The sequence below is a fragment of the Cellulomonas chengniuliangii genome (assembly GCF_024508335.1).
GTDB lineage: Bacteria > Actinomycetota > Actinomycetes > Actinomycetales > Cellulomonadaceae > Cellulomonas_A > Cellulomonas_A chengniuliangii.
Genome location: NZ_CP101988.1, coordinates 1,969,347 through 1,982,299 on the forward strand (window position 1 = coordinate 1,969,347; position 12,953 = coordinate 1,982,299).

Sequence of the window (12,953 nt, forward strand, 5' to 3'; positions counted from 1 at the left end):
CCGTCGGGCCTCAGCGCTGAGCGAGCCGGTCGAGCAGGAGCGCCTCGGCCAGCACGACCCGCTCGAGCTCGCCGAGGTCCTGCGACTCGTTCGCCCCGTGCGCCCTGCACTCCGGGTCCTCGACGCCCGTCACCAGGATCGCGGCCTCCGGGAAGACCTCGAGCAGGTCGGCGATGAAGGGGATCGACCCGCCGAGCCCGATGTCGACGGACGGCGTGCCCCAGGACTCCGCGAAGGCCCACCGGGCCACCTGCATCGCCTCGGAGTCCACCGGTGCCTGGAACGGCCGGCCCCGCTCGCCGTCCCGCACGGTCACGCGGGCCCCGAACGGGGCGTGGCCCTCGAGGTGCGCGCGGAGCGCCGCCTGGGCGGCGGCCGGGTCCTGCCCTGGCGGGATCCGCAGCGACAGGCGCGCGGTGGCCCGCGGCGCGAGGGTGTTGGAGGACTGGGCGACGCTCGTGGCGTCGAAGCCGATGACGGACAGCGCGGGCTTGGTCCACAGGCGGGCGCTGATCGACCCGGTGCCGACCAGCTCGGAGCCCGGCAGCACCGTCGCGTCGGAGCGGAAGTCCGCCTCGTCGTAGTCGACCTCGGGCGGCGCGCCCGTGACGAGCCCGTCGACGGCGACGTCGCCGTTCTCGTCGTGCAGTGTCGCGATGAGCCGCGCGAGCAGGGTCACGGCGTCCAGCACGGGCCCGCCGAACATCCCGGAGTGCACCGCGTGCTCGAGCACCGCGACCTCGACGTCGAGGTCGACCAGGCCGCGCAGCGACGTGGTCAGCGCAGGCGTGCCGACCTTCCAGTTGGAGGAGTCGGCCACGACGATCACGTCGGCCGCGAGCTCGTCGCGGTGGGCGTGCAGGAACTGGGCGAAGGTCGGGGAGCCGATCTCCTCCTCCCCCTCGATGAAGAGCGTCACCCCGACGCCGAGCTCGTCCCCCAGCACGCGCAGCGCGCCGATGTGGGCGATGATCCCGGCCTTGTCGTCGGAGGCTCCGCGGCCGTAGAGACGGCCGTCGCGCTCGACGGGCTCGAAGGGCGGGCTGACCCACGCGGCGAGGTCGCCGGGCGGCTGCACGTCGTGGTGGGCGTAGAGCAGCACAGTCGGAGCGCCGTCCGGCCCGGGTCGGCGCGCGACCACCGCGGGACGCCCGGGGGCGCCATCAGGGCCGTCGACCGACAGGATCCGCACGTCGTCCACGCCCGCGCCGCGGAGCAGCCCGGCGACCGCCTCGGCGCTCGCTTGGACCTGCGCCTGGTCGAACGCGGGACTGGACACGCTGGGAATCCGCACCAGCGCCTCGAGGTCAGACCGCAGGTCGCCGAATGCCTCGGCGACGCGTCCGCGCAGCGCGGCGACTCGGTCAGGGGCAGGAGCAGGTGGGATCGTCACAAGAGCCCACCGTACTCTCGACTACTCTGGTGGGGTGTTCGGACGCAGCAAGGACGACCAGGCCCTCACCGGCGGCATCAGCCCTGAGCCCGTGAGCCCCGCCGCATCGGCGGAGCCCGGCAAGGGGCGGCCCACCCCCAAGCGGAAGCAGGCCGAGGCCGCGAACAAGCGCCCCCTGGTGCCGAACGACCGCAAGGCCGCCGCGAAGAGCGCGAAGGCGCAGGCCCGGGCACAGCGCGAGCGCGAGTTCGCCGCGATGCAGTCCGGCGACGAGCGCTACATGCCCGCCAAGGACCGCGGGCCGGTCCGCCGGTACATCCGCGACTACGTCGACGCGCGGTGGAGCCTCGGCGAGTTCTTCCTGCCCGCAGCCCTGGGCCTCATCGTGCTCCAGATGGTGCTCGCCGGTGTCAGCGCCGAGGCGTCGGTGCTCGCGCTCGTGCTGCTCTACACGTTCGTGCTCGCGATGATCGTCGACGGGTTCATCATGTGGCGCGGGCTGAAGAAGCGCCTGGTCGCGAAGTTCGGCGAGGAGGCGATCCCCAAGGGAGCCACCATGTACGCGGTGCTGCGCGTCTTCCAGCTGCGCCCGTCCCGCCTGCCGAAGCCCCAGGTCAAGCACGGTCAGCGACCCTCCTGACCCGCGGATAAAGTGGCGGGATGGTCAACTACCGCTTCCTCGGCAACTCGGGCCTCAAGATCACCGAGATCACGTACGGCAACTGGCTCACCCACGGCTCGCAGGTCGAGAACGACACCGCGAAGGCCTGTGTGCGGGCCGCGCTCGACGCCGGCATCACGTCTTTCGACACCGCCGACGTCTACGCGAACACCAAGGCTGAGAGCGTCCTCGGCGAGGCGCTGAAGGGCGAGCGCCGTCAGTCGCTCGAGATCTTCACGAAGGTGTACTGGCCCACCGGGCCTGGCGGCGCCAACGACAGCGGCCTGTCGCGCAAGCACATCATGGAGTCCATCAACGGCTCCCTCGAGCGGCTGCAGACGGACTACGTCGACCTGTACCAGGCGCACCGCTACGACCACGACACCCCGCTCGAAGAGACGATGCAGGCGTTCGCCGACATCGTCCGGCAGGGCAAGGCGCTGTACATCGGAGTCTCCGAATGGACCGCCGACCAGATCCGCGCCGGCCACGCGCTGGCCCAGGACCTCGGCTTCCAGCTGATCTCCAACCAGCCGCAGTACTCCGCGCTGTGGCGGGTCATCGAGGAGGAGGTCGTCCCCACCTCGAAGGAGCTGGGCCTCTCGCAGATCGTCTGGTCCCCCGTGGCCCAGGGCGTGCTGACCGGCAAGTACAAGCCGGGCGCCCCCGCGCCCGCCGGGTCGCGGGCGACCGACGAGAAGGGCGGCGCGCGGATGATCCAGCGCTTCCTCGGCAACGACGAGCTGCTCGAGCGCGTGCAGCGGCTCCAGCCGATCGCCGACGAGCTGGGCCTGTCGATGGCGCAGCTCGCGGTCGCCTGGGTGCTGCAGAACGAGAACGTGGCCGCGGCGCTGATCGGGGCCAGCCGCCCCGAGCAGGTCGCTGAGAACGTCAAGGCCTCGGGCGTGGTGATCCCGCCGGAGCTGCTCGCGCGGATCGACGACGCGCTGGGCGACTCGGTGGTGCGCGACCCCGCCGAGACGGCGAAGAACTCCCCCGCCTCGCGCTGACCTGCGCCAGGCCGACGGCGGCCGCCCTCCTGCGGGAGGGCGGCCGCTGCCGTCTCAGGGCTCCGGGGCGGCGGGACGCTCGGGCACGGTCAGTCGGGGCAGCAGCACGTGCACGAGCGGCCCGATGGCCACGGCGTAGGCGAGCGTCGCGAAGCCGACTGTGCCGCCGAGCACCCACCCGGCGGCCACGACGAGCACCTCGATGCTGGTGCGGACCAGGTTCACGGGCCTGCCGGTGCGGCGCACGAGGCCTGTCATGAGCCCGTCTCGCGGCCCGGGGCCGAGCCGGGCGCCGATGTACAGGCCGCTGGCCAACGCGTTCAGCACGATCCCGCCCACCACGAGCGCCACCGCGGCGGGCAGGCCCAGATCCTCGGGGAGCAGGGCGAGGAGCGCCAGGAAGGGGTCCACCAGGACCCCGATGACCAGCACGTTGGCGACCGTCCCCATGCCGGGGCGCTGCCGCAGCGGGAACCAGCACGCGAGCACCAGCACGCTCAGCATCAAGGTCGCCGCTCCGAGCGTCCAGCCGAGCCTCAGCGCGACCCCCTGGCCGAGCACGTCCCACGGCATGTTGCCGAGCCCGGAGCGGACCAGCATCGCCAGGGAGGCCGCGAACAGCACGAGCCCGAGGAAGAGGCGCGCGTACCGCAGCGGCAGCCGCTGGTGGGCGAGCGCCGTGCCCGACGACGGCGCGGCGGGCGCCGGGGCCGGCGTCCTCTCGCCGGGCCGCGGCTGCTCGGGAGGCGCTCCCGTCACGGGACGCGCAGGGCGAGCGTGGGTGTGGCCTGGTGGCCGTCGTGCAGCAGCCGGGCGGAGTGCACCCCTTGGCCGGCCAGCACGCGCCACTGCTCGCCGATCCACTGCTCGGCGTCGAACTGCGTGGTGAACACTGGGCTGACCGGGCGGTCGAGGACGCGCCCCTCCGCGTCGTCGAGCTCCCACGCCCACCGGGGCCGCATCACCATGGCTCAGCGCCCCGCCGGGTCGTGGGGCCCGCGCGCGGCGTCCCGCGCCAACGCCTTGTTGATGCCCGCGGCCCAGAACGGGCCCTCGTAGATCAGGCCTGTGTACCCCTGCACCAGGGTCGCTCCCACTGCCAGGTACTCGCGGGCGTCTGCGGCAGTGGTGATGCCGCCCACCCCCATGATCACGGGCTCCGGGCCAAGGCGGGTGCGCAGCCGGGCCACGACGTCGAGCCCTCGCGACAGCAGCGGGGGGCCCGAGAGCCCGCCCTCGCCGAGGTCGTGGGCGATGGTCGTGTTCACCGCGACGACCCCGTCGAGGTCCAGCTCGAGGGCGAGGTCGGCGACCGCGTCGACGTCCTCGTCGGAGAGGTCCGGGGCGATCTTCACCAGCAGCGGCACCCGCGGCCGGCCAGCCGCCGCCGTGGCCTCGTCGGCGGCGGCGCGGGTCGCCTGGAGGATCGGGCGCAGCGACTCGACCGACTGCAGGTCGCGCAGGCCCGGGGTGTTGGGCGAGGACACGTTGACCACCAGGTAGTCGGCGTACGCGCCGAGCCGCCGGGCGCTGATCGCGTAGTCGTGGGCGGCGTCCTCCGCGGGCGTGACCTTCGTCTTGCCGATGTTCACGCCGATGACGAGCGAGCGCCCGCCCGGGGTGCTGCGGAGCCGCTGGAGCCGTCGGGCGACCTCGGCCGAGCCCTGGTTGTTGAAGCCCATGCGGTTGCGCAGCGCGCGCTGGTCCAGCACCCGCCACAGGCGCGGCGGCTCGTTGCCGGGCTGCGGGTGGGCTGTGACGGTGCCGATCTCCACGAAGCCGAACCCGAGCATCCGCAGGCCGGCGACGCCCAGCGCGTTCTTGTCGAACCCGGCCGCCAGGCCGAACGGCGCGGGGAACACGCGCCCGAGCGCGCGCACGGCGCCGGTTGATTGGGAGGCGCTGAGCCGGGCCACCACGACGCCGAGCACGGGGACCGCTGCGACGAGCCGGATCAGGCGGAACGCGACCTCGTGCGCCCGCTCGGGGTCCATGCGCCGGAAGACCAGGTTGAAGAGGAGGTGGTACACCACCTCAACGTACCGGTTGAGGGTTCTCGCTGGCGGCGGGGCGCCCGTCCGCGGACACGCTCAGCCGCCCGTCGACTCCGCCGTGGGCACGCCCTAGGCTCGACAGGTCGGCGCCGACGCCGACGCAGGCCGCCCGCGATCGGAGGCGTCATGGCGCTCGGCACCGCGATCCGCTCCGCCGAGGTGCTCGTCACGAGCCCGGACCGCAACTTCGTCACCCTGCGCGTCACCACCGAGGACGGCGTCATCGGGCTCGGCGACGCGACCCTGAACGGCCGTGAGCTCGCTGTCGTGTCCTACCTCCGGGACCACGTGGCTCCGTTGCTGATCGGCCGCGACGCGCACCGCGTCGAGGACACCTGGCAACTGCTGTACCGGGGCGCGTACTGGCGGCGCGGCCCGGTGACGATGTCGGCGATCGCCGCGGTGGACATGGCGCTGTGGGATGTCAAGGCGCGTCTGGCGGGGATGCCGCTGTACCAGCTGCTGGGCGGGGCGTCCCGCACGGGTGCCCTCGCGTACGGCCACGCGTCGGGCCGCGACCTGCCCGAGGTCTTCGACTCGGTGCGCCGGCACCTCGAGGAGGGCTACCGGGCCATCCGGGTCCAGACGGCGGTGCCCGGCATCACCGCGCTGTACGGGGTGCCGGCGCCGAGCGGCTCCGGGACGGTGCGCTACGAGCCCGCGCAACGGGCGCCGCTGCCCGTCGAGGAGGACTGGGACACCCGCGCCTACCTGCGCCACGTCCCGGGGGTCTTCGAGGCGGTCCGCGCGGAGTTCGGCCCCGAGCTGCCGCTGCTGCACGACGGCCACCACCGCATGACGCCGATCCAGGCGGCGCGGCTCGGCAAGGACCTCGAGCCCTACGACCTGTTCTGGCTCGAGGACTGCACCCCGGCGGAGAACCAGGAGGGCCTGCGGCTGGTGCGCCAGCACACCACCACTCCGCTGGCCATCGGCGAGGTGCTCAACAGCGTGTGGGACTACCAGACGCTGGTCCGCGAGCAGTTGATCGACTACGTGCGCTCGTCGGTGACGCACGCTGGCGGGATCACGGGGCTGCGCCGCATCCTCGACTTCGCGGCGCAGCACCAGATCAAGTCGGGCATCCACGGGCCCAGTGACGTCTCCCCCGTCGGCATGGCCGCCGCGCTGCACCTGGACCTCGCCATCCACAACTTCGGCATCCAGGAGCACATGCCCCACGGACGCCTCACCCATGAGGTCTTCCGGACGTCGGCGACGTTCTCCGGCGGCCTGCTGCACCCGGGGGACGCGCCGGGACTGGGCGTGGAGTATGACGACGCGGCCGCGGACGCCCACCCGTACCAACCGGCGTACCTGCCGTTCAGCAGGCTCCAGGACGGCACGGTCCACGACTGGTGAAGCCTGCGCGGCGTGACGCCGATCGGGCCCTCGCAGAAGCCGCCAAGTGGTACTTTTCCCGCGAAACTTGCGGCGAGCCTCTCACGAAGGAACCCGGGCGCTCATGACCAGCATCGACCACGGCGCGGGCTCTTCTCCCGTGCCGCCCACCATCGCCACGATCGCCCTCGAGGCCGGGGTGTCGGTGCCCACCGTCTCCAAGGTGCTCAACGGCCGCCCCGACGTCTCGGCAGCCACCCGCGCCCGCGTCGAGGCCGTGCTCGCGCAGCGCCGCTACCAGCGCCGGCGCAGTCGCACCCCGACGGGGCCACGACTGCTCGACCTGGTGTTCCACGAGCTGGACTCCGCCTGGGCGGTGGAGATCATCAAGGGCGTGGAGCAGGTCGCGGGGACCGCGCGGGTCGGCGTCGTCCTGTCCGAGCTGGGCGGCGCCCACCGCCCTCGGCAGGAGTGGCTCGACGACCTCCTGGCGCGTCGGCCGCTCGGGGTCATCCTCGTGCTGTCCGACGTGGACCCGGCGCAGCGCCGCCAGCTCGAGTCGCGCGCCATCCCGTTCGTCGTGGTCGACACCGCCGGGGAGCCGCCGGTCGGCATCCCGACGGTCGGCTCGCAGAACTGGAACGGCGGCCTGGCCGCGACCCGCCACCTGCTCGGACTGGGCCACCGGCGGATCGCGGTCATCGCCGGGCCCAGTGACGTGATGTGCAGCCGCGCGCGCATCGACGGCTACCGCACCGCGCTCGACGAGGCGGGCGTGCGGGTCGACCCGGCGCTGGTGCGCCACGGCGACTTCTTCGTCCAGGGCGGCTACGACCACGGCCTCGACCTGCTCAGGCGCGAGGACCGCCCCACGGCGATCTTCGCGGGCTCCGACCTGCAGGCTCTCGGGGTGATGCGCGCCGCGCGCGAGCTCGGCCTGCGGGTGCCGGAGGACCTGTCCGTCGTGGGCTACGACGACCTGCCACTCACCGAGTGGATCGGGCCGCCGCTGACCACCATCCGCCAGCCCTTGCGCGAGATGGCGGGGACGGCGACCCGCATGGTGCTGAGCCTGGCGCGTGGCGAGAGCCCGAGCAACCAGCGCATCGACCTGGCCACCGAGCTCATCGTGCGCGAGAGCACCGCCCCGCCCGGCGGGGTGTGACCGGCAGCCCTCCCGCCGCCCCGCGCCACCACCGGCCGCCCGTCCATGGGCACGGGGTGCGGCACGCCGCGCCCCGCGACACGATGGAAGCTCGACCGCGCGGCCACGCGAGGCCCACGGACCCCAAGCCCCGACGCGAGGGAGTGCCGGCCATGAGCGACACCAGCCCGTTGCGAGGACTGACCACCGTCAACTACTGGGCCCCGGACATGCCGGAGGCCATCGAGTGGTACACCCGGCTGCTCGGCGTCGAGCCGTACTTCGTCCGGCCGGAGGCCCCCGCCGACCCGCAGTACGCGGAGTTCCGGATCGGCGACTACCAGCACGAGCTCGGCCTCATCGACAGCCGTTTCGCGCCTCCGCCCGGCGCCGACGAGCCCGGCGGCGCCGTCGTGTACTGGCACGTCGACGACCTGCAGGGCGCCTATGACGACCTGCTGGCGCGCGGGGCGACGCCCTACCAGGAGCCCGTCACCCGGGAGGCCGGGTTCGTCACGGCCGCGGTGGTGGACCCGTTCGGCAACGTGCTGGGACTCATGCACAGCCCGCACTACCTCGACGTGCTGGGCTCCCCCGCCGAGTGAGGCGCCCGGCGGCGGGCTGTCGCGTCGACGGCCCCGCGATCACCCGGGCTCGGCAGGAGCCCCGCCATCGACCGGGCGCGGCACGGGCGTCACGGTGACCCGCCGGATCCTACGGTCCTCGACGGCCGCGACCGTGAGCCGGCGGCCGTCGACGTCCACCACGTCCCCCTGCCTCGCCAGGCGCCCGAGGCGCGCGAGCACGTACCCGGCGACTGTCTCGTAGGGCCCGTCCTGGAGCCTGATGCCGCTCTCATCGGCGAACGCCTCGATGGTGAGGCCCGCGTCGAAGTCGCCCCGGGCGAGCGGCTCCAGTGCCGGGTCGTACTCGTCGCGGATGTCGCCCACGAGCTCCTCGACGAGGTCCTCGAGGGTGATGATGCCGTCGGTCCCGCCGTACTCGTCGACGACGATCGCCAGGTGCACGCCGGTGCGGCGCATGACCGCGAGCGCGGGCAGCAGCTGGCTCGAGCCGGGGAGCTGGAGGACGTCGCGGGTGACCTCGCGCACGGTCCGAGGGCCGCCGTCCGCGTCGTCGTCGGCGTCCCACACCTCGAGGAGGTCGCGCACGTGCAGGAACCCGATGACGTCGTCGAAGTCCTCGCCGGTGACCGGGTACCGGGAGTACGGGTGGGCGCGCACGGTCGCGGCCGCCTCGGGCAGTGCGAGGTCGGCGGTCAGGAACACGACCTCCCCGCGTGGCCGCATCGCCTCGACCACCGACCGCCTCGACGCCGAGAAGACGTCGGTGAGGATCTGCCGCTCGTCCTCGGGCAGCGCCTCGTGCGCCACGACGAGGTCGCGGAGCTCCTCCTCGGTCATCGCCTCGCTCCGCGCCGCCGGGTTGCCGCCCAGCAGCCGCACGACGAGGTCCGTGGACCGCGAGAGCAGCCAGATCACCGGGCGCATCGCGCTCGCGAACCGGTCGAGCGGGGGGCCGACGAGCAGCGCCACCTGTGCCGAGCGCTGCAGGGCGATGCGCTTGGGCGCCAGCTCGCCGAGCACGAGGGACAGGTAGGCGATCACGAGGGTGAGCAGCACCAGCGCCGAGGTGTCGGCCAGGGCGGAGGGGAGCCCGAGCCGCTCGAGCGCCGGGGCGAAGTCGGGGGCGAGGGTCGACGCGCCGTAGGCCGCCGAGAGGAACCCGGCCACGGTGACGCCGATCTGCACGGCGGCGAGGAACCGGTTCGGGTCGCGCGCCACGCCAGCCACCCGGGCGCCGCGGGCCCCGCGCTGGGCCAGCTGGGAGATCTGCGAGTCCCGCAGGGAGACGAGGGCGAACTCCGTGCCGGCGAACACTCCCCCGACCAGCACGAACACGAGGACGAGCGCGACGTTGAGCACGGTGCCTGAGTCCACGAGGTGATGCCTCCTCGGTGCCGGGTGCGGCCGCCTGCGCCGCGTCCGCGTCGACGTGCTCCTGGGCGCCCGTCGGGTCGCGGCGGCGTGGCGTGGCTACCCAGCACAACGACGGCCCGATCCCCCGCGTTCCCCGCCCGGAGCGGCATGGGCGGCCCGACGGCCCGGGCGCTGACGGGCAGACTGTTCGACGCACCCCCACGGCACCGCAAGGAGACGCCATGCACCCTTCACCCGGCACCGCACGACCGCGCACGACTCTGGGGGCGGTGGCGCTCCCCTCGCTGCCGCCCGAGCGGTTGCGCGCCGTGGCCCGCGCCGCCGATGCCGCGGGCCTCGAAGAGCTCTGGTTGTGGGAGGACTGCTTCTTGAGCGGCGGGGTGTCCACCGCGTCCGCGTTGCTCGCGTCCACCGATCGGCTCGCGGTGGGCATCGGCGTGATGCCTGTGCCGTTGCGCAACGTCGCGCTCGCGGCGATGGAGGTCGCGACCCTGGAGCGGATGTTCCCGGGCCGGCTGCGCGTCGGCGTCGGGCACGGCGTCCAGGATTGGATGGGCCAGGTGGGCGCGCGGGTGGACTCGCCCCTGACGCTGCTGCGCGAGCACGTCACGGCCCTGCGCAGCCTGCTCGCCGGTTCGGAGGTGACCACCGACGGTAGGTACGTGCGCCTGCGGCAGGTCAGGCTCGACTGGCCGCCCGAGCGCCCGCCGCTGGTGGGCGTCGGGACCGGCGGCCCACGGTCGCTGCGGCTGTCCGGCGAGGTCGCGGACGCCACCATCCTGACGGGCGGCACCACGCCCGCGCAGGTGGCCCGCGCTCGCGAGCTCATCGACGAGGGCCGGGCCGCCGCCGGGCGCCAGGACCCGCACCCCATCACCGTCTACCTGATGGCGGCGACGGGGCCCGGCGCCACGGAGCGGCTGGAGCGGGAGCAGCGCGCCTGGGGCCATGAGCCCGGGCCTGAGGGCGGGGCGGCCGGGAGCGCCGAGGAGATCGCGGCGGCGGTGGGGCGTTGGGCCGACGCGGGCGCCGACACGGTCGTCCTCCAGCCCCTCACGGGGGAGCCGGATCCCGAGGGGTTCGTGCGCTTCGTCGCCGAGGAGGTCCGCCCGCTGACGCCGTGACGTCGGCGTTCGGGGATCGCCGACGGCGGGCGAAGGGCTCCCTAGCCCGTGAAGAGCACGGACTGTGCGCCGGTGGCCGTCTCGCGGTCCAGCAGGCGCTGCTTGAGCGGGAGGCCGTACCGGAAGCCGCCGAGCCCTCCATCCGAGCGCAGGACGCGGTGGCAGGGGACGAACAGCGCGGCCGCGTTCATCGCGCAGGCCGCGGCCGCCGCCCGCACCGCCGCCGGCCGACCGCTGCGCGTCGCGTGATCGGCGTACGTGAGGCGCTCGCCGGCGGGCACCTGCCGCAGCGCGTCCCAGGCGCGCATCCGGAACTCCCCCGAGTGCTGGCGGACGGCGATGCGGGCGGGCGCGTCCAGGTCGCCGTCGTAGTAGGCGGCGACCGCGTCCAGCACGGACCGCGTCATGGGGTCCGTGGCCCTGCGTCCGGCCACGACGTCCCATGCGCCAGGGCGCAGCGTGGGGTGCATGAGCGCCACGAGGGTCCCCGGCTCCGCGGTCCAGCCCGCGGCCAGGACGCTGTCGGCGTCGAGCACCACGGTGAACGGGCCGTCGGGCGTGTCCAGGGTCGCGACAGTGGTGCTGGTCATGGGGTTCTCCTCTCGAGGCGGCGCGCGTCTCCCGCGGACTGCCACAGGTGCATGGCGGCATAGGACCGCCAGGGCGCCCACGCGGCAGCACGGTCCGCGAGGACGCGCTGACCGGCGGCTGCCGGGACGTCGTCACCGAGGACGCCGACGGCTCGGGCGCCGGCGACGAGGGCGACGTCACCCTCGAGCCACGAGTCAGGATCGCCGAGCACCCTCATCGCGACGTACGCGGCGGTCCAGGGGCCGATTCTGGGGCGGGCGACCAGCGCGGCCCGCAACGCCTCGGGATCGGCCCCCACGTGAACGTCCAGGTCGCCGTCGGCCAGCGCCCGGGAGGTCGCCAGCACAGCCTCGACGGCCCGTCGGGGCAGCCGCAGCGGCCGGTCCGGGTCGAGGCCCTCGCCGGGCTCCGGCACCCGCTGGACGATCTGGGCAGGCGAGGGGAACAGCCGGTCGAGGCCACGGAAGCCCGACGCGTACGTCTCCCCGGCCACGGCTGCGAGGCGGCTGAGGTGCGTGCGCGCCGCCGCGACGGAGATCTGCTGACCGACGATGGCCCGCACGACGAGCTCGTGCGGGTCCACCGCTCCCGGCGCCCTGATCCCCGGCGTGCGGGCCACGAGCCCGGCCAGATGTGGGTCCGCGCCTAGCGCCTGGTCGACGGCGACGGGGTCGGCGTCCAGGTCGAGCATCCGGCGGACTCGCGCCACGGCCGGGGCGACGTCCGCCAGGGAGGCGAGCTCGAGCGCGGCCCGCAGGCGCCATCCCGCCGCCGTCGGGGTCGCGACGACCTCGACGGCGCCGGGGCCGTGCGGGAGGGTGAGCGTCCGGGCGTAGCGCAGGTGGCCGTCGTCGAGGTCGGCGGCCTCCACCCCGCTGACCGCGCGAGCGGCGAGGAAGCGGAACGCGCCGGGGGCGTCGAAGGGCTGGCGCACGGGCAGGTCCAGATCGAGCCTCACGGGAGCGGCGGGCGAGGCCGTCGCGTCCGGGAGATCGGCCCGGGGCCCATCCGGGCCGGCCGGGGCCGCGCCGGCGCGTGGGGCCGATCGCGCCCGCAGCTCGCTGGGGCGCGCGGCGAACACCGCCTGCACGGTGTCGTTGAACTGCCGGATCGAGCCGAAGCCCGCCGCGAACGCGACGCGCGCCATCGGCAGGGTGGTCCCCACCAGCAGCGAGCGCGCCGTCTGCGCGCGCCGCGCCCGCGCGAGGGCGAGCGGCCCCGCGCCGAGCTCCGCGATCAGCAACCGGTGGACGTGCCTGGCGGTGTAGCCCAGCCGCACGGCCAGGCCCTCCACCCCCTCCCTGTCGACGACGCCGTCGTTGATCAGCCGCATCGCCCGGGCGGCGAGGTCCCGTCGCAGGTCCCAGTCGGGGGTGCCGGGCGCCGCCTCGGGCAGGCAGCGCTTGCACGCCCGGTAGCCCGCCTCGTGAGCCGCGGCCGAGGTGAGGAAGAAGGTCACGTTCCGCGGCGCCGGGGTGCGGGCCGGGCACGAGGGCCGGCAGTAGATGCCGGTCGAGGAGACGGCGGTGAAGAACTGGCCGTCGAACCGGGTGTCCCGCGCGTCGATCGCGCGATAGCGCTCCGAGAACAACGGGTCGCCGAGCGCGCATCGGGCCCCGTCCGCGTGGGCGACCCCGTGGCTTCTCATGCGTCCATCCTCGCCCCACGAGGCGG

13 protein-coding genes are annotated in these 12,953 nt (G+C 74.3%); 6 read left to right on the plus strand and 7 right to left on the minus strand.

Annotated elements, in window-relative coordinates; translation table 11 throughout:
• Positions 1 to 10 precede the first annotated feature (10 nt).
• On the minus strand, positions 11 to 1,393 hold the full coding sequence (locus tag NP064_RS09085; protein WP_227569324.1) for a dipeptidase: 1,383 nt from the start codon (positions 1,391 to 1,393) through the stop codon (positions 11 to 13).
• 34 nt (positions 1,394 to 1,427) lie between these two features.
• Between NP064_RS09085 and NP064_RS09090 the strand changes: the two genes are divergently transcribed.
• Positions 1,428 to 2,033 carry a DUF3043 domain-containing protein gene (locus NP064_RS09090; protein ID WP_227569325.1) on the plus strand — a complete coding sequence of 202 codons (606 nt, stop codon included), beginning with the start codon at positions 1,428 to 1,430 and terminating at the stop codon, positions 2,031 to 2,033.
• A 20-nt stretch (positions 2,034 to 2,053) separates the two neighbouring features.
• Complete coding sequence (locus NP064_RS09095; protein WP_227569326.1) at positions 2,054 to 3,064, plus strand: aldo/keto reductase family protein; 1,011 nt, start codon at positions 2,054 to 2,056, stop codon at positions 3,062 to 3,064.
• Between the two features lie 54 nt (positions 3,065 to 3,118).
• On the opposite strand, the gene yczE is transcribed toward NP064_RS09095, so the two are convergent.
• From yczE to NP064_RS09110, 3 genes are read right to left on the minus strand one after another with little or no spacing between them, the layout of a single operon-like run.
• Positions 3,119 to 3,823 carry a membrane protein YczE gene (yczE, locus tag NP064_RS09100; protein ID WP_308015930.1) on the minus strand — a complete coding sequence of 235 codons (705 nt, stop codon included), beginning with the start codon at positions 3,821 to 3,823 and terminating at the stop codon, positions 3,119 to 3,121.
• Positions 3,820 to 4,032: a hypothetical protein gene (locus tag NP064_RS09105; RefSeq protein ID WP_227569327.1), complete on the minus strand. Its 213-nt coding sequence runs from the start codon at positions 4,030 to 4,032 to the stop codon at positions 3,820 to 3,822. The genes yczE and NP064_RS09105 overlap by 4 nt, the downstream gene beginning before the upstream one ends.
• A 3-nt stretch (positions 4,033 to 4,035) precedes the next feature.
• Positions 4,036 to 5,094: a quinone-dependent dihydroorotate dehydrogenase gene (locus NP064_RS09110; protein WP_227569328.1), complete on the minus strand. Its 1,059-nt coding sequence runs from the start codon at positions 5,092 to 5,094 to the stop codon at positions 4,036 to 4,038.
• A gap of 150 nt (positions 5,095 to 5,244) precedes the next feature.
• On the opposite strand from NP064_RS09110, the gene manD reads away from it, so the two are divergent.
• From manD to NP064_RS09125, 3 genes are all read left to right on the plus strand, one after another.
• Positions 5,245 to 6,480, plus strand: coding sequence for a D-mannonate dehydratase ManD (gene manD / locus NP064_RS09115; protein ID WP_227569329.1), 1,236 nt, complete (start codon positions 5,245 to 5,247; stop codon positions 6,478 to 6,480).
• Positions 6,481 to 6,583: 103 nt separating this feature from the next.
• Positions 6,584 to 7,624 carry a LacI family DNA-binding transcriptional regulator gene (locus tag NP064_RS09120; RefSeq protein WP_227569330.1) on the plus strand — a complete coding sequence of 347 codons (1,041 nt, stop codon included), beginning with the start codon at positions 6,584 to 6,586 and terminating at the stop codon, positions 7,622 to 7,624.
• Positions 7,625 to 7,776: 152 nt separating this feature from the next.
• Positions 7,777 to 8,208, plus strand: coding sequence for a VOC family protein (locus NP064_RS09125; protein WP_227569331.1), 432 nt, complete (start codon positions 7,777 to 7,779; stop codon positions 8,206 to 8,208).
• A gap of 39 nt (positions 8,209 to 8,247) precedes the next feature.
• On the opposite strand, the gene NP064_RS09130 is transcribed toward NP064_RS09125, so the two are convergent.
• Positions 8,248 to 9,564: a hemolysin family protein gene (locus NP064_RS09130; RefSeq protein ID WP_227569332.1), complete on the minus strand. Its 1,317-nt coding sequence runs from the start codon at positions 9,562 to 9,564 to the stop codon at positions 8,248 to 8,250.
• Between the two features lie 221 nt (positions 9,565 to 9,785).
• On the opposite strand from NP064_RS09130, the gene NP064_RS09135 reads away from it, so the two are divergent.
• The gene (locus NP064_RS09135) at positions 9,786 to 10,688 is read left to right on the plus strand and encodes an LLM class flavin-dependent oxidoreductase (RefSeq protein ID WP_227569333.1); all 903 of its coding nucleotides are present in this window, start codon (positions 9,786 to 9,788) and stop codon (positions 10,686 to 10,688) included.
• Between the two features lie 41 nt (positions 10,689 to 10,729).
• Here NP064_RS09135 and NP064_RS09140 read toward each other — a convergent pair whose 3' ends face one another.
• Both NP064_RS09140 and NP064_RS09145 read right to left on the minus strand, forming a co-directional pair.
• Positions 10,730 to 11,278 (minus strand): methylated-DNA--[protein]-cysteine S-methyltransferase, encoded by a 549-nt coding sequence (locus NP064_RS09140; protein ID WP_227569334.1) that lies wholly within the window; start codon positions 11,276 to 11,278, stop codon positions 10,730 to 10,732.
• Entirely contained in the window at positions 11,275 to 12,927 is a 1,653-nt protein-coding gene (locus tag NP064_RS09145; protein ID WP_227569335.1) for an AlkA N-terminal domain-containing protein, read from the minus strand. Before NP064_RS09145 ends, NP064_RS09140 begins: the two co-directional genes overlap by 4 nt.
• Between the last annotated feature and the right edge of the window lie 26 nt (positions 12,928 to 12,953).

What these genes read in the sequence shown, in the direction of transcription:
- manD (WP_227569329.1), top strand. Translation starts at nt 5,245, where the DNA reads ATGGCGCTCGGCACCGCGATCCGCTCCGCCGAGGTGCTCGTCACGAGC.
- NP064_RS09095 (WP_227569326.1), top strand. Translation starts at nt 2,054, where the DNA reads ATGGTCAACTACCGCTTCCTCGGCAACTCGGGCCTCAAGATCACCGAG.
- NP064_RS09145 (WP_227569335.1), bottom strand. Translation starts at nt 12,927, where the DNA reads ATGAGAAGCCACGGGGTCGCCCACGCGGACGGGGCCCGATGCGCGCTC.
- NP064_RS09120 (WP_227569330.1), top strand. Translation starts at nt 6,584, where the DNA reads ATGACCAGCATCGACCACGGCGCGGGCTCTTCTCCCGTGCCGCCCACC.
- NP064_RS09105 (WP_227569327.1), bottom strand. Translation starts at nt 4,032, where the DNA reads ATGGTGATGCGGCCCCGGTGGGCGTGGGAGCTCGACGACGCGGAGGGG.
- NP064_RS09140 (WP_227569334.1), bottom strand. Translation starts at nt 11,278, where the DNA reads ATGACCAGCACCACTGTCGCGACCCTGGACACGCCCGACGGCCCGTTC.
- NP064_RS09125 (WP_227569331.1), top strand. Translation starts at nt 7,777, where the DNA reads ATGAGCGACACCAGCCCGTTGCGAGGACTGACCACCGTCAACTACTGG.
- NP064_RS09135 (WP_227569333.1), top strand. Translation starts at nt 9,786, where the DNA reads ATGCACCCTTCACCCGGCACCGCACGACCGCGCACGACTCTGGGGGCG.